Source organism: Streptomyces sp. WAC05292 (genome assembly GCF_003949955.1).
In the GTDB taxonomy this organism is placed as follows: domain Bacteria; phylum Actinomycetota; class Actinomycetes; order Streptomycetales; family Streptomycetaceae; genus Streptomyces; species Streptomyces globosus.
This window is the reverse complement of sequence record NZ_RPSE01000015.1, coordinates 23,796-45,041: the sequence shown is the minus strand read 5'-3', so window position 1 is coordinate 45,041 and position 21,246 is coordinate 23,796. Positions and strand designations below refer to the sequence as shown.

Below are 21,246 nucleotides of genomic sequence, written 5' to 3'. Positions count from 1 at the left end.
GGCGGCGGCGGGGCTCGCGCTGGCCGCGCTCGGCGCGGTGGCCGTGTGGCGGATTCCGGCGGGCGGCGGCGGTGCGGCCGCGGATGCGGCGGCCGGTCCGCAGCCGGGGGCGCGGCCGTCGGCCGGGCGGTCGCAGGCGGGTCCGCCGACGCTGATCCGGCAGACGGCGCCGAACCTGGACTCCTGGGATCCGGTGCGGGGCGAGTGCCGCGGGCCGGGGGCGGAGGAGCGGCCGCCGGCGGGGTTGCAGGGTGCGGTCACGCCCGCCGAGCGGGATCCGGAGGGGGAGCTGCGGCCGGGGCGGGTGCGGATCGCGTTCCGGTTGCAGGAGGCGGTGCCGGGGGCGCCCGCGTACCACGTGGCGGTGGTGGTGAAGCCGCCGCACGAGGTGGATGCGCAGGGGCGTTCCACGGGGGTGTCGGACAACCGGCAGCTCGGCTTCGTCGCCCCGGCGCGCGATGTGCACGAGGGGGATGCGGCGCGGTGGAAGTCGGTGGTGTACCCGGACGACTTCTCGATGGAGCTGGACGGCCGGAGGGTGCCCGCTCCGGCGCCGGCGCAGGATTCCGGGGGGTGGACGGTGGTGTTCCGGCACGCCGTCTCGGATACGGAACACAAGAGCGTGTGGTGCCACGGCTTCGACGTGGGTTCGCAAAAGGGATGAATCCGACACGTGTCGGTGAATCCCTGTGAATGTCTGTCCGATGGGGGAGGGTTGACGGGTGCGCAGATTCTGGAAGGTCGGCGGCGGCGCCCTGGCTGTGGTCCTGTGCTTCGTCGCCCTCCTGGTGATCGGCACGTACTCGGCGGCGGCGGGCATCGCGGGCGGCGCCGGCGGCCGCGCGCTCGGGCTCGCGAAGGGCGCCGTTCCGTCGAAGTACCAGGCGCTGGTGCAGAAGTGGGGCGTGCTCTGCCCGACGCTGTCCCCGGCGGTCCTGGCGGCGCAGCTGTACTCGGAGAGCGGCTGGAACCCCACGGTCGTCAGCCCGGCCGACGCGCGGGGCATCGCCCAGTTCATCCCCGGCACCTGGGCCACCCACGGGATCGACGGGGACGGCGACGGGGACCGGGACATCTGGGACCCCAACGACGCGATCCCCTCGGCCGCTTCGTACGACTGCGCGCTCGCCAAGGACGTCGGGAAGGTCCCCGGCGACCCCGTCGCGAACATGCTCGCCGCCTACAACGCCGGCCCCGGCGCGGTGTTCAAGTACCAGGGCGTGCCCCCGTACAAGGAGACGCAGGGGTACGTGAAGGCGATCACGACGCTGGCGAAGAGCTTCGAGCGGCCCGTCGGGCGGGTGGCGCCCTCGCAGCAGGCGGCCGGGGCGATCTACTTCGCGCAGAAGCAGCTGGGCACGCCGTACCTGTGGGGCGGCAACGGAACGCCCGACCAGGACGGGCGGTTCGACTGCTCGGGGCTGACGAAGGCGGCGTACGAGTCGGTGGGCATCACGCTGCCGCGCGTCGCCAACGACCAGTACAACGCGGGGCCGCACCCCTCGCGGGAGGAACTGCTCCCGGGCGACCTGGTGTTCTTCTCCGACGATCTGACGAACTCGCGGGAGATCCGGCACGTCGGGCTGTACGTGGGCGGCGGATACATGATCAACGCCCCGTACACGGGTGCGGTGATCCGCTTCGACAAGATCGACACCCCGGACTACTTCGGGGCCACGCGGGTCACCAAGGACGGGGCCGAGGCCCTGCCCGACCGCACCGCCGACGCGAAGGCCCCGGGCGACACTCCGTGAAGCGCAGGCCCTGAGCTGCGGTGACGCATCACTCTTGGATAACGTTGCCGTGATCATTGCGTGGAGAGGGGAACCGCCCTGCCCGAGCGGGCGTTTCATGGTCACGGGGTGGATCGACAAGGGGGGGTTTCGCGGGGTGCACACACGGGTGCACCCGTAGGGGAACCGAGCAAGAACAAGGGGCCGCATCGCCATGGCTGCACTGGCAACCGGTGGGCCGAACGTGGACGTCAGCCTGCTCCACGACGTCAACGGGCTGGCCCGGCACGTCCCGGCCGCGGTCGACAGGGCCGTCGTCCTGGCCAGTTCGTACGGCATCCCCCTGCTGATGCTGCTCCTCGTGCTGTGGTGCTGGCACGGCGCCCGGCGGCAGGAACCGGCCGCGGCCGCCGAGACGTTCGCCGCCCTGCTGTGGGCGCCGCTCGCCGCCGCCATCGCGCTCGCCGCCAACGTGCCGCTGCGTCAGCTCGTGGGCCGTGAGAGGCCGTTCCGGACGCACGAGGGGCTGCACGTCCTGGAACCGGCCGCGAGCCAGAGCCTGTACTCCTTCGTCAGCGACCACGCCACCCTCACGATGGCCCTCGGCATGGGCCTGTTCCTCGCCCGCCGCCGCGTCGGCCTCGTCGGCATCGGCCTGGCCCTCGCCGAGGGGCTCAGCCGCGTCTACATCGGCGCCCACTACCCCACCGACGTCATCGGCGGGTTCGCCCTCGGCACCGCCGTCGTCCTGGTCCTCGCCCCGCTGGCCATGGCCGCGCTGACGCCCGCGGTGCGCGCGGTCGCCCGCTCCCCGCGGGCCGCCCGGCTCGTACGGGGCCGCCACCTCGCGCGGCCCCGGCCGGTGGAGCTGGGCGGCGAGCGCGCCGCGGTCGGCGGCGGTCTCACCCGCGACAGCGATCTGGCGGCCTGACCCGCGGCACCGCCGCGGCCGGACCCGGCCGCGCGTCAGGGGTGTCCGTAGGAGTCCCACAGGGACATCAGCACCGCCGCCAGCAGGCACAGCCCGGCAATGCCGAAGCACAGCCGCACCGCGGCCGGCCGGTGCCGGGGTGTCACCGCTCGCCGCCCTCGGGGCCGCGGCCGCCCGCCTCCGCGTCCCGCCGGTGGCGCGCCCGCAGCCACAGGCCCGTCGCCAGGGCGGCGGCGCAGGTCAGCCCGACGGCCAGGGCCACGTCGGCCGGGCCGTCGGCCGAGCCGGTCGGCCTCGCCGCGGCCGCGCCCGCGGGCGCGGGCGCGAGGACGAGGAGCAGCGCCCACGCGAGGAGGGCGGCGGCGCGGGATGCGGGTCCTGGCATGCTCCCAGCGCACCCGCGGCCCGGCCGCCCCGCCAGCCGGCCGCCGCCGAACGGGTGACGGCCGCGGTGGGCGGCCGCAGCCGGACGCCCCGGCGAGACCTACGCGGCGCCGTGCTCCGCGGCGTCCCTGCGGGCCAGGTCGCGCGAGCGGCGGGCCGGGCCGCGCCAGCCGCAGCCGCACACCGCCAGGCAGAACGCGCCGCGCTCGGTGGTGGACGCGGCGTGCCCGGGCGGCGGCTCCTGCGCGGCGGGCCGGACGCGGGGGGAGGTCTCGGGCTCGGGGGCGGGCGGCGCCCCGGGGTGCGGATCCACGCCGCCACGGTACCGGCGGCGCGGTGCGCCCGGGAGGCCCGCACCGTGACGGGAGGCCGCGGACCTCGTTAAACCGCAGCAGGTGGGGGCCTCGGACAAGCAGCGGTGATGCGTTGGGGGTTGGCAGGCGATGGTGGTGCACCAGCAGGGGCAGCGGCGCGGCCGCGCGGGCGAGGCGGTGCTCGCCGTCGGCGTGGCCGCGGTGGTCGCCGTGACGAGCGGGTGCGGCGGTTCCGCCGCCGCGGGGGACGACCGGCCCCCGGCGGACCCGGCGGCCGCCGTCAGGGCGGCCCCCGACCGGCTGGCCGCCACCGGGAGCGCACAGGCGCGTACGGCGATGGAGATGGCGACCGGGGGGACCCGGGTCACCATCCGCGGCGAGGGCGGCGTCGACTTCAAGAACCGGATGGGCCAGCTCCTGGTCATGCTGCCCGCCGACGCGGCGGGCAAGGAGGCGCACCAGCCCATCACCGAGCTGCTCGTCCCCGGCGCGCTGTACATGAAGAACCGGGGCGCGGGGGTGCCCGCCGACAAGTGGGTCCGCGTCGACACCACCGCCCTCGCGGACGGGAACCTGGTCACGGGCGGCGCGACCGACCCGCTCGCCGCCGCCGAGCTGCTGCGCGGCGCCCAGGACGTCCGCTACGTCGGCGAGACGGAGCTGGCGGGCACGAAGGTGCGGCACTACCAGGGGACGACGGACATCGGGCGGGCCGCGAAATCGGCCTCCCCGGGGGTCAGGGGGGCATTGGAGGCAGCGGCGAAAGGGTTCACCACGGACACGGTGCCCTTCGACGCGTACCTCGACGAGGAGGGGCGGCTGCGGAAGGTCCGGCACCGCTTCAGCTGGGTCAACAATGGCGTGATCGATGTCTCCTCGACCACGCTGCTCTACGGGTTCGGCACTCCGGTGACCGTCGTATTGCCCGCAAGCAGGGACATTTACGCCGGGAAGATCGCCGAATAGCCGGCGGGAGGCACCGGGTGCCATGCCTTCTGACCATGGCGGGGTATCCGGAAATGGTCCATCCGTGTCATGCGCACACCGCGGTCCCGTCCCTACGCTGGGCGCATCGCAGACCGATGTCCGATGGCGGCAGATCGAGGTGAGACGCGTGACCCCCGTGTGCGGAGCGACGGTGCAGGACCACGTGGCGCTGGCCGAGATCGAACTGTGCGGCGAGCTGATCATCGCCGCGTCCGCCGCCGACGAGGAGCGGCTCAGCCAGGACCGGATCGACGAGGTCCTCATGGGGCTCGGCCTCTAGGACACAGCCCCGGCCGCCGGCCGGGCGGGCCCGTGCCCCCTTCCCGCGGGGCACGGGCCCGCCCCCGGACCGGGCCGGGGGCGGCGGCTCAGGTGCGCAGCAGGCGGGCGATGGCCTTCGTGGCCTCCTCGACCTTGGTGTCGATCTCGCCCCCGCCCTTGACGGCCGCGTCGGCCACGCAGTGCCGCAGGTGCTCCTCCAGGAGCTGGAGCGCGAAGGACTGCAGGGCCTTCGTGCTCGCCGAGACCTGGGTGAGTATGTCGATGCAGTAGACGTCCTCGTCGACGAGGCGCTGGAGGCCGCGGATCTGCCCCTCGATCCGGCGCAGCCGCTTGAGGTGCTCGTCCTTGCGGTGGTGGTACCCGTGCACCGCGTGCGCCTCGGGGGCCGCCGCGGTGCCGGCGCCGGATCCGGAGCTCTCCGCCTCGATGGCCGTCATGGGTCCTCCCGTGGTCCGCGACGAGTCGGGGATACCCCCGACGGGTATAGAATACCGGGCCCCGCGGCCCGGGGCGGGGGCCCGCGGGCCCACTGTGCCTGATGGAGGACACGGAGAACGGCGGGTTAGCCGTGGCCGGAGCGAGCGCCTAGCATCAGGTGACCGAATCCGATGCACCCCGAGGACCACACGTGCGATTTCGTCTGACCCCCAGGGAGACGAGCTTCTACGACATGTTCGCCGCATCCGCGGACAACATCGTCACGGGCTCCAAGCTCCTGATGGAACTGCTCGGAGCGGAGCCACCCGCCCGGGCCGAGATCGCGGAGCGCATGCGGGCGGCCGAGCACGCCGGGGACGACGCCACCCACGCGATCTTCCACCAGCTGAACTCCTCCTTCATCACGCCGTTCGACCGCGAGGACATCTACTCCCTGGCCTCGTCGCTCGACGACATCATGGACTTCATGGAGGAGGCCGTCGACCTGGTCGTCCTCTACAACATCGAGGAGCTCCCCAAGGGCGTCGAGCAGCAGATCGAGGTCCTGGCGCGGGCGGCCGAGCTGACCGCGGAGGCCATGCCGCACCTGCGGACCATGGACAACCTGACCGAGTACTGGATCGAGGTCAACCGCCTCGAGAACCAGGCCGACCAGATCCACCGGAAGCTGCTCGCACAGCTCTTCAACGGCAAGTACGACGCCATCGAGGTGCTCAAGCTCAAGCAGATCGTCGACGTGCTCGAAGAGGCGGCCGACGCGTTCGAGCACGTCGCGAACACGGTGGAGACCATCGCGGTCAAGGAGTCCTGAACCCCGTGGACACCTTCGCTCTGATCGTGACCATCGGTGTCGCGCTCGGCTTCACGTACACCAACGGGTTCCACGACTCGGCGAACGCGATCGCGACCTCGGTCTCGACCCGGGCGCTGACCCCGCGCGCCGCCCTCGCGATGGCCGCGGTGATGAACCTCGCCGGCGCCTTCCTGGGCAGCGGCGTCGCCAAGACGGTCAGCGAGGGGCTCATCGAGACCCCGCACGGCGCCACGGGGATGTGGATCCTCTTCGCCGCGCTCGTCGGTGCGATCGTCTGGAACCTGATCACCTGGTACTTCGGCCTCCCCTCGTCCTCCTCGCACGCCCTCTTCGGCGGCATGGTGGGTGCGGCGCTCGCCGGCGGGATCGGGGTCATCTGGTCCGGCGTGGTCGAGAAGGTCGTCATCCCGATGTTCCTCTCGCCGCTGGTCGGCCTGCTCGTCGGCTACCTGGTGATGGTCGCGATCATGTGGATCTTCCGGCGGGCCAACCCGCACAAGGCCAAGCGGGGCTTCCGCATCGCGCAGACCGTCTCGGCGGCCGCCATGGCGCTCGGCCACGGCCTCCAGGACGCGCAGAAGACGATGGGCATCGTGGTGATGGCCCTCGTGATCGCGGACGTCGAGGAGGCGGGCGCGCCGATCCCCGTGTGGGTCAAGATCGCGTGTGCGGTCATGCTGTCGCTGGGTACGTACGCGGGCGGCTGGCGCATCATGCGCACCCTCGGCCGCAAGATCATCGAGCTGGACCCGCCGCAGGGCTTCGCCGCGGAGACCACCGGCGCCTCGATCATGTACACGGCCTCGTACCTGTTCCACGCGCCGATCTCCACGACCCACGTGATCACCTCGGCGATCATGGGTGTGGGGGCGACCAAGCGGGTCAACGCGGTCCGCTGGGGCGTCGCCAAGAACATCATCCTGGGCTGGTTCATCACCATGCCGGCCGCGGCGCTCGTGGCGGCGGTGTGCTTCTGGCTGGTCAACCTGGCCGTCGGCTAGCGGCGGCGGCACGGGCCCCCGGGCCCGGAGGCGAGAAAGGGCCGGCTCCCCCACGCGGGGGGAGCCGGCCCTTCGCCTTGCGGTGGCACCGCCATGCAGCACCGCAGGGCGGCTCAGCCGAACCGGCCCGAGATGTAGTCCTCGGTCGCCTGGACGGACGGGTTGGAGAAGATCCGGTCGGTGTCGTCGATCTCGACGAGCTGCCCGGGCCGGCCGACCGCCGCGAGGTTGAAGAAGGCGGTGCGGTCCGAGACGCGGGCCGCCTGCTGCATGTTGTGCGTCACGATGACGATCGTGAAGCGCTCCTTCAGCTCGCCGATCAGGTCCTCGATGGCCAGGGTGGAGATCGGGTCCAGGGCCGAGCAGGGCTCGTCCATCAGGAGGACCTCCGGCTCGACCGCGATGGCGCGGGCGATGCACAGGCGCTGCTGCTGGCCGCCGGAGAGGCCGGAGCCGGGCTTGTGCAGCCGGTCCTTGACCTCGTTCCACAGGTTGGCGCCCCGCAGGGACCGCTCGACGATGTCGGACAGGTCCTGCCGGCGGTGGCCGCCGTTCAGGCGCAGGCCCGCCGCCACGTTCTCGAAGATCGACATGGTGGGGAAGGGGTTGGGGCGCTGGAAGACCATGCCGACCGTGCGGCGGACGGCGACCGGGTCGACGCCGGGGCCGTAGAGGTCCTCGTCGTCCAGGAGCACCTTGCCCTCGACGCGGCCGCCGGGGGTGACCTCGTGCATCCGGTTCAGGGTGCGCAGGAAGGTGGACTTGCCGCAGCCGGAGGGGCCGATGAAGGCGGTCACGGAGTGCGGCTCCACGGTCATCGAGATGTCGTCGATGGCCTTGTGGGTGCCGTAGAAGGCGGAGAGGCCGCTGACGTCGATTCGCTTGGCCATGAGGGTCACTTCGCTTTCGTGCGGTCGCTCAGCGACCGGTCTTCGGGGCCTTCCAGCGGGCGATGCCGCGGGCCACCAGGTTGAGGATCATGACGAAGGCGATCAGGACGAGCGCTGCGGCCCATGCCCGGTCGTAGGAGGCGTCGCTGCCGACCTTGTACTGCTCCCAGATGTAGAGGGGGAGCGAGGACTGGGCGCCTTCGAAGGGGTTGCCGTTGATCAGCTGGGAGCCGAAGACCAGCAGCATGATCGGGGCGGTTTCGCCGGCGATGCGGGCGACGGCCAGCATCAGGCCGGTGGAGATGCCGCCGAGGGCGGTCGGGAGGACCACCTTGAGGATCACGCGCCACTTCGGCACGCCGAGGGCGAGGGCGGCCTCGCGCAGCTCGTTCGGGACCAGCTTGAGCATCTCCTCGGTGGAGCGGACCACCACGGGCATCATCAGGATCGACAGGGCCATCGCGCCGGCGAAGCCGGAGGGGCCGAAGCCGAGCATCAGGTTCCAGGTCGTCAGGATGAACAGGCCGGCGACGATGGAGGGGATGCCGGTCATGACGTCGACGAAGAACGTGACGGCCTTGGCGAGCCGGCCCTTGCCGTACTCGACCAGGTAGACGGCGGTCAGCAGCCCGATGGGGGCGGCGATCAGGGTCGCCAGGGCGACCTGCTCGATCGTGCCGAGCAGGGCGTGGTAGACGCCGCCGCCCGGTTCGAAGCCGGTCACGCCGTTCATGGAGTGCGTCAGGAAGTGGCCGGTCAGGACCTTCACGCCGCGGCTCACGGTGGTCCAGAGCAGCGAGACGAGCGGGATGACGGCGAGGAGGAAGCAGACCCAGATCACGGAGGTCGCGACGCGGTCCTTGGCCTGGCGGGTGTTCTCGACGACCGCGCTGGAGCCGTAGGTGCCGGCGATGAAGAGGAGCGCGGCGATGAGGCCCCACTGGACCTTGCTCTCCAGGCCGAAGGCGAGGCCGGCGGCGCAGCCGAGCAGGGTGGAGAGGACGGCGGTGGCGGCGGGCGCCCAGCGGGGGAGGCCGCCCCGGGTGAGGCTGCCGCGGGCGCGGGTTCCGCGGGCCCGGACGGGGCGCTGGTCCTGGATTGCGTGGCTCATCAGGCGTTCGCCCCCGAGTACTCCTTGCGGCGCGCGATGATCATGCGTGCGGCGCCGTTGACCAGCAGGGTGAGGAGGAAGAGGACCAGGCCGGAGGCGATGAGGGCGTCGCGGCCGAACTCGTTGGCCTCGTCGAACTTCGCGGCGATGTTCTGGGCGAAGGTGCCGCCGCCCGGATCGAGGAGGTGCCCGGAGATCAGGAAGCTCGGGGAGAGCACGGTGGCGACGGCCATGGTCTCGCCGAGGGCGCGGCCGAGGCCGAGCATGGAGGCGGAGATGACGCCGGAGCGGCCGAAGGGGAGGACGGCCATCCGGATGACCTCCCAGCGGGTCGCGCCGAGGGCCAGGGCGGCCTCCTCGTTCATGCGCGGGACCTGGAGGAAGACCTCGCGGCTGACGCTCGTCACGATCGGCAGGATCATGATCGCGAGCAGGATGCCGACGGTGAAGAGGGAGCGGGCGACGCCGGGCTGGGACTTGTCGAAGACGTAGGTCCAGCCGAGGTACTCGTCGAGCCAGAGGTTGAGTCCGGCGAGCTGCGGCACGAGGAAGAGCGCGCCCCAGATGCCGTAGATGATCGACGGCACCGCGGCCAGCAGGTCGACGACGTAGCCGAGCGGGGCGGCCAGCTTCCGCGGCGCGTAGTGCGAGATGAAGAGGGCGATGCCGACGGCGATCGGGACGGCGATGGCCATCGCGATGACCGAGCTGACGACGGTGCCGAAGAGCAGGACGGCGATGCCGAAGACGGGCGGGTTCGCTGAGGCGTTCCAGTCGAAGGTGGTGAGGAAGTTGCCCTCGTTCTGCGACAGGGCGATGGCGGCCCGGTAGGCGAGGAACACGGCGATCGACGCCATGATCACCAGGAGCAGGATCCCGGAGCCCTTGGAGAGCCCGGAGAAGACGGCGTCACCGGCGCGGCCGGCGGTCTTCCTGCTCGCGGAGACAGGCGGTGGCGTGTCTGTCGGGGTGCGTGTGGTGGTAGCCATGGTCTTTCCGGTCTGGACGGGGGACGTGCCCCCTGGCGGCGGTGCACCGGATCCCCCCGCTGGCGGGGGGAGGGGCCGCGGGGCCCGGGCGGCCGGCGGTGCGGCCTTGCCCGGGGCTCCGGGGCTCAGGGGTTCAGGACAGCGAGTTGACGACCTCGCGGACCTTGCCGTTGATCTCGGCGGGGATCGGGGCGTAGCCGTGCTCCGAGAGGAGCTTCTGCCCGGCGTCGGAGGCGGTGTAGCCGAGGAAGGACTTCACGGTCGGGAGGGTCTCGGCCTTGTTGCCCTTGTCGCAGACGACCTCGTACGTCACCAGGACGATGGGGTAGGCGCCCTCGGCCTTGGTGGTGTAGTCGAGCTTGAGGGCGAGGTCGGAGCCGGTGCCGGTGATCTTCGCGGCGGCGATGGCCTTGGATGCGCTGTCGGCGGAGGCCTTGACCGGGGCCGGGGCGCCGGTGTTCAGGTCGACCGTCTTGATGTTCTGGGCGGTGGCGTAGGACAGCTCGAAGTAGCCGATGGCGCCGTCGACCTGCTTGACCTGGGTGGCGACGCCGGAGGAGCCGGAGGCGCCGAGGCCGCCGGGGGCGGGCCACTTCTTCGCGGCCTCGTGGGGCCAGGCGTCGGGGGCGGCGGCCTTGAGGTACTTGCCGAGGTTCTCGGTGGTGCCGGAGTCCTCGGAGCGGTGGAAGTGCTGGATCGCCGTGGACGGCAGGGCGACGCCGGGGTTCAGCTTCTTGATCGCCTCGTCGTCCCACTTCTTGATCTTGTCGTTGAAGATGTTGGCGATCGTCGCGGCGTCGAGGTTCAGCTTGTCGACGCCGGAGAGGTTGTAGCCGATGGCGATCGGGCCGCCGACCATGGGCAGGTTGATCGCCTGGCCGCCCGTGCAGATCTTCTTCGACTCCTCGACCTGCTCCGGCTTGAGCGCCGAGTCGGAGCCGGCGAAGCCGACGCTGCCCTGGTTGAAGGCGACGATGCCCTCGCCGGAGGAGGACGACTTGTAGTTGACCTCCACGCCGGAGCAGGCGGCCATGTAGTTCTTGACCCACAGGTCCACCGCGTTCTTCTGGGCGGAGGAGCCGGAGGCGAGCAGTTTGCCCTTCGCACCGTCGCACTTGATGTCGCCCGCGGCCGCCGACGGCTTGCCGCTGGCGTTGGCGCCGGTGCCCGTGTTGTCGTCCGAGCCGCACGCCGTGAGGACCAGGGCGCCGGACACCACAAGCGCGCCGAGGGCGGAGGCACGAAGCATGTTCTTGCGCTGAAGCTTCACTTTCGGGTGTTCCTTCCAGAAGCCGCCGGCCGCTTTCGGTATCGGGGCGGCGTGCGAAGAGGACTACGTCTGCGGGCAGGGTGCCGTTGGATCCGGCCAGTGGCGCGCTGGGCGCACTTCCGAAATTAGGCAGATCAGGTGAAGCCATCAACGGGAGGGAATGAACGGGAGGTGAACCTCGCCGGACGGCCGGGTGCGGCGCCCGCGCGACGGCGCGCGGGGCCTGGGCGGCGCCCGGATCCGGCCGGAAATCGACCCTCCCGCCCACGGGCGGTCAGGCGGGGGCGGGGGCCGGGTGCCAGATGCGGTGGAAGGCGCGGCGGGCGGACTGCGCCTCGTGGCGCTGGTCGGCGTGCAGGACGCCCAGCGCGTACGCCGTCGCGGGGGTGATGCGCGGGGTGCGGGCAGCGGCCGCGGAGGCGGCGGCCGCCTCCGCGGCGTCCCCGTGGCGGGCGAGGACTCCGCCCGCCGCGGCCAGCGGGGCCACGTCCTCGCCGAGCGCCTCGCGGGCGTAGCGGTGGAGGCGCAGCAGGTGGCGCACCTCCTGCCAGGAGCCGTCCTGCCCCGTGTCGTACGGGGGCGCCTGCACGGGCGGCGGGAGGGCGGCGACGGCCGCGGCGAGCCGGGCCCGGACCCTCTCGGCCTGCGGGAGGAGGACGTCCGCGGCGGGGCCCCGGGCGGCGGCCGGGTCGAGCGGCACCTCGGAGGCCAGGACGGCGACCGCGTCCGCGACGGCGTGGAAGCGGGACGAGCCCATCGCCTGCAGGGCCGCCGCGTGGGCGCGGGTCCGGGCGGGCGCCAGCTGCCGCTCCAGCAGCGCGGCCGCCCGCGCCGGGCCGGCGGCGAGTCCGCCCGGGCCGGTCGCCGGTCCGCCCGCGGGGCCGCCCGGCCGCTCGGGGGAGCCGGAGAGCCGGTGCAGGGCGTCCAGGAGCCGGGCCGGCAGGGCGGCGGTCGCGTGCTCCTCGGCCAGCACCGCGGACAGCCAGGCCAGCTCGCCGCGCAGGCCGTCGGCCCAGGCGGTGTCGGTGACCGCGCGGAAGGCGGCGAGGGACCCGGCGATCCGGCGGGCGGCGCCGCGCAGGCCGCGGGCCGCCTCGGCGGCGTCGGCCGCGGCGGCCCCGCCCGCAGGAGCGGATCCCGCGGCTTCGGCGTGCAGCCGCAGGGCGCGCAGGAAGGCGACGGCCTGGGTCCGCAGGTACGCGCCGAGCACGTCGCCCGCGAGGGCCCCGCCGCTTCCGTAAGCCGTCGGGTCAGGGTTTGGCAGAGCCACGCCGGCGCCTCCGGGCGTCTATGAGCATCTCCTGGACGTGCCGCAGCGGCTGGCCCTCGTGGTCGGTGCTGTGCCTCGTCCACTCGCCGTCCGGGCCCAGGTGCCAGGAGGAGGTGGAGTCGGACATGCCGGTCTCCAGCAGCCGGTCCAGGGCGGAGCGGTGCGCGGGGTCGGCGACCCGGACCAGTGCCTCGATGCGGCGGTCGAGGTTGCGGTGCATCATGTCGGCGCTGCCGATCCACACCTCCGGTTCGCCGCCGTTGCCGAAGGCGAAGACCCGGGAGTGCTCCAGGAAGCGGCCGAGGACGGAGCGGACCCGGACGTTCTCCGAGAGCCCCTCCACGCCGGGGCGGACGGCGCAGATGCCGCGGACCCAGATGTCGACGGGGACCCCGGCCCGGGAGGCCCGGTAGAGGGCGTCGATGAGGGCCTCGTCGACGATGGAGTTCACCTTGATCCGCACGTACGCGGGGCGGCCGGCCCGGTGGTGGGCGGCCTCCTTGTCGATGCGGGCGATCAGCCCGTCGCGCAGGGAGCGGGGGGCGACGAGGAGGCGGCGGTAGGTCTCGCGGCGGGAGTAGCCGGAGAGCCGGTTGAAGAGGTCGGAGAGGTCCGCGCCGACCTGCGGGTCGGCGGTGAGCAGGCCGAGGTCCTCGTACAGGCGGGCCGTCTTGGGGTGGTAGTTGCCGGTGCCGACGTGGCTGTAGCGGCGCAGGGTCTCGCCCTCCTGGCGGACGACGAGCGACAGCTTGCAGTGGGTCTTGAGGCCGACGAGGCCGTAGACGACGTGGCAGCCGGACTCCTCCAGCTTGCGTGCCCACTTGATGTTGGCCTGCTCGTCGAAGCGGGCCTTGATCTCGACGAGGACGAGGACCTGCTTGCCGGACTCGGCCGCGTCGATCAGGGCGTCGACGATGGGCGAGTCGCCGGAGGTGCGGTACAGCGTCTGCTTGATGGCGAGGACGTCGGGGTCGGCGGCCGCCTGCTCCAGGAAGGCCTGGACGGAGGTGGAGAAGGAGTCGTACGGGTGGTGCAGGAGGACGTCCCGCTCGCGCAGTGCGGCGAAGATGTCCGGGGCGGACGCGGACTCGACCTCGGACAGGTCGCGGTGGGTGCCGGCGACGAACTTGCGGTACTTCAGCTCGGGCCGGTCCAGCGAGGCGATCCCGAAGAGGCCGGTCAGGTCCAGCGGCCCGGGCAGCGGGTAGACCTCGGCGGCGGAGATGTTCAGCTCCTGCACGAGGAGGTCCAGGACGCCGGGGTCGATGGACTCCTCGACCTCCAGGCGGACCGGCGGGCCGAAGCGGCGCCGCATGAGCTCCTTCTCCAGGGCCTGGAGCAGGTTCTCCGCGTCGTCCTCCTCGACCTCCAGGTCCTCGTTGCGGGTGACGCGGAACATGTGGTGCGCGAGCACCTCCATGCCGGGGAAGAGCTCCTCCAGGTGCGCGGCGATGACGTCCTCCAGCGGGACGTACCGCTGCGGGGAGGCCTCCAGGAAGCGGGGCAGCAGCGGCGGCACCTTGACGCGGGCGAAGTGCCGGTGCCCGCTGACGGGGTTGCGGACGACGACGGCCAGGTTCAGCGACAGGCCCGAGATGTACGGGAACGGGTGCGCGGGGTCCACGGCCAGCGGGGTCAGCACGGGGAAGATCTGGTTGCGGAACAGGGTGAAGAGGCGGGCCTGCTCCTTCTCGGCGAGGTCGGGCCACCGGATGAGGTGGATGCCCTCCTCGGCGAGCTGGGGGGCGACGTCGTGCTGGAAGCAGGCGGCGTGCCGGGCCATGAGCTCGCGCGAGCGGGTCCAGATCAGGTCGAGGACCTCGCGGGGCTGGAGGCCGGAGGCGGACCGGGTGGCGACGCCGGTGGCGATGCGGCGCTTGAGGCCGGCGACGCGGACCATGAAGAACTCGTCGAGGTTGCCGGCGAAGATGGCCAGGAAGTTCGCCCGCTCCAGCAGCGGGGTCGTCGGGTCCTCGGCCAGTTCCAGGACCCGCTCGTTGAAGGCCAGCCAGCTGCGCTCCCGGTCGAGGAACCGGTCGGCGGGCAGTTCGCCGCCGTCCTTCTCCTCGTAGGAGTCGAGGTCGCCGTCGATGTCGGGGCCGAGATCGTGTTCGAGTCCGGCGCGCGGGCGGTGCGCGGCGATGGAGCCGAGCCGGGCGGGCGCGGCGGGCTGCCCGGCGGGTGCCGCGGCGGACGGGTGCGACGGGTGCTGGGCGGGGACCTCGGTGGGGCCTGCGCTGGGCTGGTGGCTCATGACTCCATTCTTCCGCGCGGACGCCAGGTCAGGCGCGTCGGAGGGGGGCGGTGTGGGCCGGAGTCGGGACTGCATGCCGGGAGGTTCGCAAGCGTGTCTTAAGCACCGGTGAACGGGGCATGGCGGCCGGGGTCCGGATGGGTGTGCGTACGCCGGATTCGCTCCGGAATGCACCCGTCCGGAGCAGCGGGGGGTCCCGGTGCTCCGGACGGTCGTGGACGGCGAGGCCCTGCGGCGGCGGCCGGCGGTGCGGGGCGGCGTTCAGCTTTCGGTGCGGTACATGAGGTCGACCTCGTGCGTGCTGAAGCCGAGGCCCTCGTACACGGCGAGGGCGGCCGGGTTGTCGGCGTCCACGTAGAGCATCGCCGTCGGCAGGCCGGCGGCGGCGAGGTGGTGCAGGCCGACCGCGGTCAGCGCCTTGCCGAGGCCGCCGCCCTGCGCGCCGGGCAGCACGCCGACGACGTAGACCTCGCCGAGCCCCTCCGCGGCGTGGACCTTCGTCCAGTGGAAGCCGACGATCTCGCCCTCGCGTTCGGCGAGGAAGAAGCCCTTCGGGTCGAACCACGGCTGGGCGATGCGGTCGTCCAGGTCGCGCTGGGTGAGCGAGCCCTGCTCGGGGTGGTGGGCGAACGCGGCGGCGTTCGCCGCGAGCCAGGCGGCGTCGTCCTTTCCGGGGACGAAGGTGCGGACGGTGACCCCGGAGGGCAGGGCCGGTTCCGGCAGCGGCGGCGAGCCGGCGCCGAGCGGGCGGCGCAGCTGGCGCAGCTCGCGGAAGAGGGTCAGCCCGAGGACCTGGGCGAGGTGCCGGGCGGCCGACTTGCCCCCGTGTGCCCACACCCGGATGCGTTTGCCGGAGGCGGCGAGGAGGGCCTGGCCCAGCGCCCGGCCGTGGCCGCGCCCGCGGAGTGCGGGGTGGACGACGAGCTCGGCGGCGGGCGCCTCCACCGGGTCGGTGTCCTCCAGTTGGCCGTAGCCCGCGAGCCGCCCCTTCTCGGTGAGCAGGAAGTGGCGGATGCCCTCGCGGGGCCCGCCGCGCAGCTGGAGCCGGCCCTGCTCGGAGACGGCGGTGGTGCCGTCGGTGAGGGCCGCGTCCTCGATGAGGCCGACCACGGCGTCGGCCTGCTCTGCCGTCAGTTCGTCGAGGGTCTCGATCCGGCGGCCCGGTTCCAGGGCCGCTGCTGCGTCGTCAGTCATGCTCCGAGCCTACGGCGGACGGGGCCGCCGGCGCTGGCGCGCCGGCGGGGGCGGCGCGGGGGCGTGGCCGGTATCGGCCGTCCGGGGCGGCGAAGGCGTGTGTGACGAGCGAGATACCTCCCACCCCTGTTCGTGCTACGCGCGTTGACCTTAGGCTGCGCCCCGACCTCCCAAGATTCGCCGCTGTTCATAAGGGGACGAAATGTCAGCGACGCCACAACGGCACCGGCGCAACCGCCGTTTGACCCTCATTGCCGTGGCCGTCACGGCCGCTTCCGGCGCGATGGTCGCCGCCGCCCTTCCGGCAGGTGCCGCCGGTGCGGGCAAGGACCGCACCGTGGACGTGCAGCTGCTGTCGTTCAACGACTTCCACGGCACCCTGGAAGCCCCGCAGGGCTCCTCCGGCACCGTGACCGAGCGTCAGGCGGACGGCACCACGAAGGCCGTCCCGGCCGGCGGTGTCGAGTACCTGGCGACCAGCCTGCGCGAGGCCCGCAAGGGCAAGAAGTACTCCGTCACCGCCGCGGCGGGCGACATGATCGGCGGCAGCCCGATGCTGTCGGGCCTCTTCCACGACGAGCCGACCATCGAGGCGCTCAACAAGCTCGACCTGGACGTCACCAGCGTCGGCAACCACGAGTTCGACGAGGGCCGCGCCGAGCTGCGCCGCATGGTGTACGGCGGCTGCCACCCGGACGAGGGCTGCTACGAGATGGGCAAGGAGTTCACGGGCTCCGAGTTCCCCTACCTCGCGGCGAACGTGACGGACGAGAAGACCAAGCGTCCGATGATGTCCCCCACCTTCGTGTGGAAGAAGGGGGACGTGAAGATCGGCTTCATCGGCGTCACCCTGGAGGGCACGCCGGACGTCGTGACGGCCGAGGGCGTCAAGGGCCTGAAGTTCAACGACGAAGTCGAGACGATCAACAAGTACGCGGCCGAGCTGAACAAGCAGGGCGTGAAGTCGATCGTCGCGCTGATCCACGAGGGCGGCCTGCCCGCGAGCGGCGCCTACAACTACGACTGCAACGTGCCGGGCGCCGGCGCCGGCATCTCCGGCGCGATCGTCGACATCGCGAAGAACGTGGACGCGAAGGTCGACGCGCTGGTCACGGGCCACACCCACCAGGCGTACGCCTGCAACATCCCGGACCCGGCGGGCAACCCGCGCACGGTCACCTCGGCGGCCTCGCTGGGCCGGCTGTTCACCGAGACCACCCTGAAGTACGACCTGAAGACCAAGGACATCGTCCGCACGGCCGTGTCGTCGCCGGCGCCGGTCAACAAGGTCGTCACGCGTGACGTGGCCAAGGCCCCGGACATGACCGAGCTGATCAACCGCTGGCAGACCCTCGCGGCGCCGATCGCGAACCGCCCGATGGGCTACATCGCGGGCGACATCCCGGGCCGCGGCCTGGACGCGCCGGAGAAGCCGCTCGGCGACCTGATCGCGGACGCGCAGCTGGAGGCCACGGCCGCCGCGGACAAGGGCGGCGCGCAGCTGGCCCTGATGAACCCGGGCGGCATCCGCTCGGACCTGGCCTTCAAGGCCGCGGGCGAGGAGGGTGACGGCGTCGTCACCTACGGCGAGTCGTACACGGTCCAGCCGTTCAACAACATGCTGAACGTCGTGGACCTGACCGGCGCGCAGCTGATCACGGCGCTGCAGCAGCAGGTCAGCGGCCCGCTCAACGGGGCCAGCCCGAAGATCCTCCAGGTCTCGAAGGGCTTCACGTACACCCTGGACATGACGAAGTCGGGCGCCGACCGGATCGTCGTGGACTCGATCAAGCTGAACGGTGCGCCGATCGACCCGGCGAAGACCTACCGCGTCGTGATGAACGAGTTCCTCGCGGGCGGCGGCGACGGCTTCGGCGTGCTGAAGGAGCACAAGAACAAGCTGGTCGGCGTCTCCGACCTGGACGCCTTCAACGCCTACCTGGCGAAGTCGACGGCGGCGAGCCCGATCGCCCCGCCGGCGGCGAACCGCATCACCGTCGTGAAGTAGGGCGCGCGAGCGCCGGCGGCATCCCGCCGCACCGCACGCCCGAGGGGGCGGCGGGCCATCCGGCCCGCCGCCCCCTCGCGGCGTTCCCCGGCCGGCCCGACTTCCTTGCCCGGCAGGGGAGTTCGCGCCGAATCGGAGGCTACCGGCGGGTAGTGGACGCGGCCGCCGCACGCGATAATCCGGTCACCACCGGACGGGCACAGGGGGCGGGCATGGCATTGCGGCGTCGGGCATTTCTCACGGGGGCGGTCGCGGCGGGTGCGGGCGCCGCCCTGTCCGCCCTGACGGCGGCCCCGGCCGCCGCGCGGACCCTCGGAACCCGCGACTGGATGGCCGGGCTCGGCGACGCCACCGCCCTGCAGCGGATGACCATCCCCGGCACCCACGACTCCGGCGCCCGGCAGGGCGGCTTGTACGTCGCCTGCCAGAACACCTCGATCGCCGAGCAGCTCCAGGCGGGCATCCGCTTCCTCGACGTCCGCTGCCGGGTGACCGGCGGCTCCTTCGCCATCCACCACGGCTCCTTCTACCAGGGCCTGATGTTCGGGGACGTCCTCGGCGCCTGCGCGGCGTTCCTCGCCGCGAACCCCTCCGAGACCGTCCTGATGCGGGTCAAGCAGGAGTACTCCGCCGAGAGCGATGCCGTCTTCCGCGCCGTCTTCGACGACTACCTCGACAACCGCGGCTGGCGGCCCCTCTTCCGCATCGCGGACGCGCTGCCGTCCCTCGGCCAGGCTCGCGGCAGGGTCGTGCTCCTCGCCGACAACGCCGGCCTGCCGGGGCTGCGCTACGGGGACGGAGGCGTCTTCGACGTCCAGGACGACTACATGGCCGAGCCCTTCGCCAAGCGCCGCCGGATCGAGGACCACTTCCGGCGGGCCGTCGCCCAGCCCGGCAAGCTGTTCGTCAACTACACCAGCACCTCGGCCTACCTGCCCCCGCGCTGGAACTCCGACCGGCTGAACCCGCAGGTCCACGCGTTCGTCGACGGCGCGGAGATGACGGGCCGGACGGGCCTCGGGATCGTCCCGATGGACTTCCCGAACACCCGCCCCGGCCTGGTCGAGTCACTCATCCGGCACAACTGACGGCCGGCCCGCCGCCTGCGGGGCGGAAGCCGGAGGCGGGGTGGGCGCGCCCGGGATGCGCAGCACCGCCTCCGTGCCCGGCCCGCCGTCCGCGGGGGCCCGCAGTCGCACGGTGCCGCCGGCGCGCTGGGCCGTCCGCGCCACGATCGACAGGCCCAGCCCGCTGCCGGGCAGCGCCCGCGCGGACGGCGAGCGCCAGAACCGCTCGAAGACGTGCGGGAGGTCCTCCGGCGGGATGCCGGGCCCGCGGTCCCGTACGGTCAGCGCGCCCGCCCGCAGCGCGACCTCCACACGGGCGCCCGGCGGGCTGAACTTGACCGCGTTGTCCAGCAGGTTCACCACCGCCCGCTCCAGGGCGGCGGCCTCCCCGCGCACGTACCAGGACTCCAGTGCGGTCTCGAACTCCAGCTCGGGGCCCCGCAGCCGGGCCCGGGCCAGGGCGCTGCGCGCCACCTCGTGCAGGGCGACCACCTCCAGCCGGGCCGGCGGCGCCGCGTCCGTGCGGGAGAGCTCCTGGAGGTCGCCGATCAGCGCGGCCAGCTCCGCGGTCTGCGCCTTCACCGAGGCGATCAGCTCGCGGCGGTCCTCGGCGGGGAGGGCGCGGCCGGTCTCCTCGCTGCGCGCCAGCAGTTCGACGTTGGTCCGCAGCGAGGTCAGCGGGGTGCGCAGTTCGTGGCCGGCGTCCGCGATGAGGCGGGACTGGCGCTCCCGGGAGGAGGCGAGCGCCGCCGTCATGGAGTTGAACGACCGCGACAGGCGGGCGATCTCGTCCTCGCCCTCGTCGGGGATCCGCACGGTCAGGTCCTCGGTGCGGGCGATGTGCTCGACGGCCCCGGTCAGCTCGTCGACCGGGCGCAGCCCCGTCCGGGCGACCCACAGCCCGGCCGCTCCGGCTCCGACGACGCCGATGCCGGACACCAGCACCAGGACCCACGTCAGCGTGGACAGCGGCTTGTCGATGTCGGCGAGCGGCTTCGCGATGGAGATCGCGAAGACCTTGGTGTCGGGGCCGGCCTGCGCCTGGAGGGTGTAGACCCGCATCCGGCTGCCGTCGGCGGCCACCGCGTCGTGCAGGACGTTCGGCCGGCGGGCGGCGGCGACCTCCCGGTCGGCCTGGGTGACGGGCAGGTCGGTGCGGCCGGCGACCCAGCAGTGGGCGCCGCTCGCCAGGACGATCTGCACGGTCGCGCCCAGGTTTCCGGCGATGTCCCGGGAGGGGCGGGCCGGGCCGGTCGCGCAGATGCCGTCGTCGAGGGTCCGTACGACTTCCCGCGACGGGTTGGTCGCGACCAGCGACCGGTCGAGCTGCTCGAGCAGCTGGGTGCGGACCATCACCCACGACACGGCGGCGACGGCGGCGACGGCCACCGCCACGGCGACCGCGGTGAGCAGCGCGAGCCGCGAGCGCAGCGGCAGTCGGCGGAACCGGTCGGCGGGGCTCATTCCGGGGCCCCTCCGTCCCCCGGTCCGGGGGCGCGCAGCACGTAGCCGACTCCGCGCACGGTGTGGACGAGGCGGGGCTCGCCGCCGGCCTCGGTCTTGCGGCGCAGGTACATCACGTACACGTCGAGGGAGTTGGAGCTCGGTTCGAAGTCGAAGCCCCACACGGTCTTGAGGATCTGCTCGCGGGTGAGGACCTGCCGCGGGTGGGTCAGGAACATCTCCAGCAGTGTGAACTCGGTGCGGGTCAGCTCCACCGGCCGGCCGGCGCGGGTGACCTCGCGGGTGGCGGGGTCCATCCGCAGGTCCCCGAAGGACAGGACGTCCTCGGGCGGGGCGGCGGCGCCCGCGCCGTTCGCGGCGGCGTACGCGCTGCGCCGCAGCAGGGCGCGGACCCGGGCGAAGAGCTCGTCGAGCTCGAACGGCTTGACGAGGTAGTCGTCGGCGCCGGCGTCGAGGCCGGTGACCCGGTCGCCGACGGTGTCGCGGGCGGTCAGCATCAGGATCGGGGTGGTGTTCCCGGCGGCGCGCAGCCGCCGGGCGGCGGTCAGGCCGTCCATGCGGGGCATCTGGATGTCCAGGACGATCAGGTCGGGGGGCGAGGCGGCCGCCTTGTCGAGGGCGTCGAGGCCGTCGACGGCGGTCTGCGCGGCGTAGCCCTCGAAGGCGAGGCTGCGGCGCAGGGCCTCCCGCACGGCCGGCTCGTCGTCGACGACGAGGATGCGCTGCGGTTCGCCTTCGGCGGGAATCATCTCGTGGCCCCCAGGGGTGCTCGGCGCTTCGGTGGCCCCGGCGGTCGCCGCCGCGGCGCTACCAGCCTCGCACGGGGTCTCCGCGGGCGGCTTCGC

20 protein-coding genes and 1 pseudogene are annotated in these 21,246 nt (G+C 72.9%); 9 read left to right on the top strand and 12 right to left on the bottom strand.

The genetic code is table 11. The annotated features are described in order from the left end of the window. From EF903_RS33810 to EF903_RS03605, 3 genes and pseudogenes are all read left to right on the top strand, one after another. A pseudogene (locus EF903_RS33810) lies at nt 1–664 on the top strand (hypothetical protein); the annotation flags it as partial. 58 nt (nt 665–722) lie between these two features. Beyond that, nucleotides 723–1,754, top strand: a complete 1,032-nt coding sequence (locus tag EF903_RS03610) for a bifunctional lytic transglycosylase/C40 family peptidase (RefSeq protein ID WP_125541123.1) — start codon at nt 723–725, stop codon at nt 1,752–1,754. A gap of 193 nt (nt 1,755–1,947) precedes the next feature. Further along, on the top strand, nt 1,948–2,664 hold the full coding sequence (locus tag EF903_RS03605; RefSeq protein WP_125541122.1) for a phosphatase PAP2 family protein: 717 nt from the start codon (nt 1,948–1,950) through the stop codon (nt 2,662–2,664). Between the two features lie 142 nt (nt 2,665–2,806). Here the strand turns inward: EF903_RS03605 and EF903_RS03600 are convergent, their stop codons facing one another. Both EF903_RS03600 and EF903_RS03595 read right to left on the bottom strand, forming a co-directional pair. After that, nucleotides 2,807–3,049, bottom strand: a complete 243-nt coding sequence (locus EF903_RS03600) for a hypothetical protein (protein ID WP_125541121.1) — start codon at nt 3,047–3,049, stop codon at nt 2,807–2,809. Nucleotides 3,050–3,148: 99 nt separating this feature from the next. Beyond that, nucleotides 3,149–3,361, bottom strand: a complete 213-nt coding sequence (locus EF903_RS03595) for a hypothetical protein (RefSeq protein ID WP_125541120.1) — start codon at nt 3,359–3,361, stop codon at nt 3,149–3,151. Nucleotides 3,362–3,491: 130 nt separating this feature from the next. Here EF903_RS03595 and EF903_RS03590 point away from each other — a divergent pair, with 130 nt between their 5' ends. Next, nucleotides 3,492–4,328, top strand: coding sequence for a hypothetical protein (locus EF903_RS03590; protein WP_125541119.1), 837 nt, complete (start codon nt 3,492–3,494; stop codon nt 4,326–4,328). Between the two features lie 148 nt (nt 4,329–4,476). Further along, nucleotides 4,477–4,629 carry a hypothetical protein gene (locus EF903_RS33805; RefSeq protein ID WP_162793084.1) on the top strand — a complete coding sequence of 51 codons (153 nt, stop codon included), beginning with the start codon at nt 4,477–4,479 and terminating at the stop codon, nt 4,627–4,629. Nucleotides 4,630–4,717: 88 nt separating this feature from the next. On the opposite strand, the gene EF903_RS03585 is transcribed toward EF903_RS33805, so the two are convergent. Continuing rightward, a complete protein-coding gene (locus tag EF903_RS03585; RefSeq protein WP_125541118.1) occupies nt 4,718–5,068 on the bottom strand; it encodes a metal-sensitive transcriptional regulator in 351 nt (116 codons plus the stop codon). A gap of 191 nt (nt 5,069–5,259) precedes the next feature. On the opposite strand from EF903_RS03585, the gene EF903_RS03580 reads away from it, so the two are divergent. After that, nucleotides 5,260–5,880: a DUF47 domain-containing protein gene (locus tag EF903_RS03580; protein ID WP_125541117.1), complete on the top strand. Its 621-nt coding sequence runs from the start codon at nt 5,260–5,262 to the stop codon at nt 5,878–5,880. 5 nt (nt 5,881–5,885) lie between these two features. After that, the gene (locus tag EF903_RS03575; RefSeq protein WP_125541116.1) at nt 5,886–6,884 is read left to right on the top strand and encodes an inorganic phosphate transporter; all 999 of its coding nucleotides are present in this window, start codon (nt 5,886–5,888) and stop codon (nt 6,882–6,884) included. A 113-nt stretch (nt 6,885–6,997) separates the two neighbouring features. Here EF903_RS03575 and pstB read toward each other — a convergent pair whose 3' ends face one another. The 7 genes from pstB to mshD form a co-directional block, all read right to left on the bottom strand. Then, nucleotides 6,998–7,774, bottom strand: coding sequence for a phosphate ABC transporter ATP-binding protein PstB (pstB, locus tag EF903_RS03570; RefSeq protein ID WP_125541115.1), 777 nt, complete (start codon nt 7,772–7,774; stop codon nt 6,998–7,000). Nucleotides 7,775–7,802: 28 nt separating this feature from the next. Then, entirely contained in the window at nt 7,803–8,885 is a 1,083-nt protein-coding gene (gene pstA, locus EF903_RS03565) for a phosphate ABC transporter permease PstA (protein WP_125541114.1), read from the bottom strand. Next, on the bottom strand, nt 8,885–9,874 hold the full coding sequence (pstC, locus tag EF903_RS03560) for a phosphate ABC transporter permease subunit PstC (protein WP_125541113.1): 990 nt from the start codon (nt 9,872–9,874) through the stop codon (nt 8,885–8,887). The genes pstA and pstC overlap by 1 nt, the downstream gene beginning before the upstream one ends. Before the next feature lie 133 nt (nt 9,875–10,007). Continuing rightward, entirely contained in the window at nt 10,008–11,144 is a 1,137-nt protein-coding gene (gene pstS / locus EF903_RS03555; protein WP_125541112.1) for a phosphate ABC transporter substrate-binding protein PstS, read from the bottom strand. A 274-nt stretch (nt 11,145–11,418) separates the two neighbouring features. Continuing rightward, nucleotides 11,419–12,414 carry a CHAD domain-containing protein gene (locus EF903_RS03550; protein ID WP_125541111.1) on the bottom strand — a complete coding sequence of 332 codons (996 nt, stop codon included), beginning with the start codon at nt 12,412–12,414 and terminating at the stop codon, nt 11,419–11,421. Beyond that, complete coding sequence (locus EF903_RS03545; protein WP_125541110.1) at nt 12,395–14,668, bottom strand: RNA degradosome polyphosphate kinase; 2,274 nt, start codon at nt 14,666–14,668, stop codon at nt 12,395–12,397. The genes EF903_RS03550 and EF903_RS03545 overlap by 20 nt, the downstream gene beginning before the upstream one ends. A 261-nt stretch (nt 14,669–14,929) precedes the next feature. Then, the gene (gene mshD, locus EF903_RS03540; protein WP_125541109.1) at nt 14,930–15,862 is read right to left on the bottom strand and encodes a mycothiol synthase; all 933 of its coding nucleotides are present in this window, start codon (nt 15,860–15,862) and stop codon (nt 14,930–14,932) included. Between the two features lie 202 nt (nt 15,863–16,064). Between mshD and EF903_RS03535 the strand changes: the two genes are divergently transcribed. Then, nucleotides 16,065–17,870, top strand: coding sequence for a bifunctional UDP-sugar hydrolase/5'-nucleotidase (locus EF903_RS03535; protein WP_125541108.1), 1,806 nt, complete (start codon nt 16,065–16,067; stop codon nt 17,868–17,870). Nucleotides 17,871–18,082: 212 nt separating this feature from the next. Further along, nucleotides 18,083–18,958: a phosphatidylinositol-specific phospholipase C gene (locus tag EF903_RS03530; RefSeq protein ID WP_125541107.1), complete on the top strand. Its 876-nt coding sequence runs from the start codon at nt 18,083–18,085 to the stop codon at nt 18,956–18,958. Here the strand turns inward: EF903_RS03530 and EF903_RS03525 are convergent. Together EF903_RS03525 and EF903_RS03520 are read right to left on the bottom strand one after the other, a co-directional pair. Beyond that, a complete protein-coding gene (locus EF903_RS03525) occupies nt 18,938–20,401 on the bottom strand; it encodes a HAMP domain-containing sensor histidine kinase (protein WP_125541106.1) in 1,464 nt (487 codons plus the stop codon). The genes EF903_RS03530 and EF903_RS03525 overlap by 21 nt on opposite strands. Continuing rightward, nucleotides 20,398–21,150, bottom strand: coding sequence for a response regulator transcription factor (locus tag EF903_RS03520; RefSeq protein ID WP_125541105.1), 753 nt, complete (start codon nt 21,148–21,150; stop codon nt 20,398–20,400). Before EF903_RS03520 ends, EF903_RS03525 begins: the two co-directional genes overlap by 4 nt. Nucleotides 21,151–21,246 lie beyond the last annotated feature (96 nt).

Bases quoted from the DNA above. Each gene is read 5' to 3' on its own strand.
- EF903_RS03525 (WP_125541106.1), bottom strand. From the start codon at position 20,401: ATGAGCCCCGCCGACCGGTTCCGCCGACTGCCGCTGCGCTCGCGGCTC.
- EF903_RS03585 (WP_125541118.1), bottom strand. From the start codon at position 5,068: ATGACGGCCATCGAGGCGGAGAGCTCCGGATCCGGCGCCGGCACCGCG.
- EF903_RS03600 (WP_125541121.1), bottom strand. From the start codon at position 3,049: ATGCCAGGACCCGCATCCCGCGCCGCCGCCCTCCTCGCGTGGGCGCTG.
- EF903_RS03520 (WP_125541105.1), bottom strand. From the start codon at position 21,150: ATGATTCCCGCCGAAGGCGAACCGCAGCGCATCCTCGTCGTCGACGAC.
- mshD (WP_125541109.1), bottom strand. From the start codon at position 15,862: ATGACTGACGACGCAGCAGCGGCCCTGGAACCGGGCCGCCGGATCGAG.
- EF903_RS03535 (WP_125541108.1), top strand. From the start codon at position 16,065: ATGTCAGCGACGCCACAACGGCACCGGCGCAACCGCCGTTTGACCCTC.
- pstA (WP_125541114.1), bottom strand. From the start codon at position 8,885: ATGAGCCACGCAATCCAGGACCAGCGCCCCGTCCGGGCCCGCGGAACC.
- EF903_RS03605 (WP_125541122.1), top strand. From the start codon at position 1,948: ATGGCTGCACTGGCAACCGGTGGGCCGAACGTGGACGTCAGCCTGCTC.
- pstB (WP_125541115.1), bottom strand. From the start codon at position 7,774: ATGGCCAAGCGAATCGACGTCAGCGGCCTCTCCGCCTTCTACGGCACC.
- EF903_RS03590 (WP_125541119.1), top strand. From the start codon at position 3,492: ATGGTGGTGCACCAGCAGGGGCAGCGGCGCGGCCGCGCGGGCGAGGCG.
- EF903_RS03530 (WP_125541107.1), top strand. From the start codon at position 18,083: ATGGCATTGCGGCGTCGGGCATTTCTCACGGGGGCGGTCGCGGCGGGT.
- EF903_RS03545 (WP_125541110.1), bottom strand. From the start codon at position 14,668: ATGAGCCACCAGCCCAGCGCAGGCCCCACCGAGGTCCCCGCCCAGCAC.
- pstC (WP_125541113.1), bottom strand. From the start codon at position 9,874: ATGGCTACCACCACACGCACCCCGACAGACACGCCACCGCCTGTCTCC.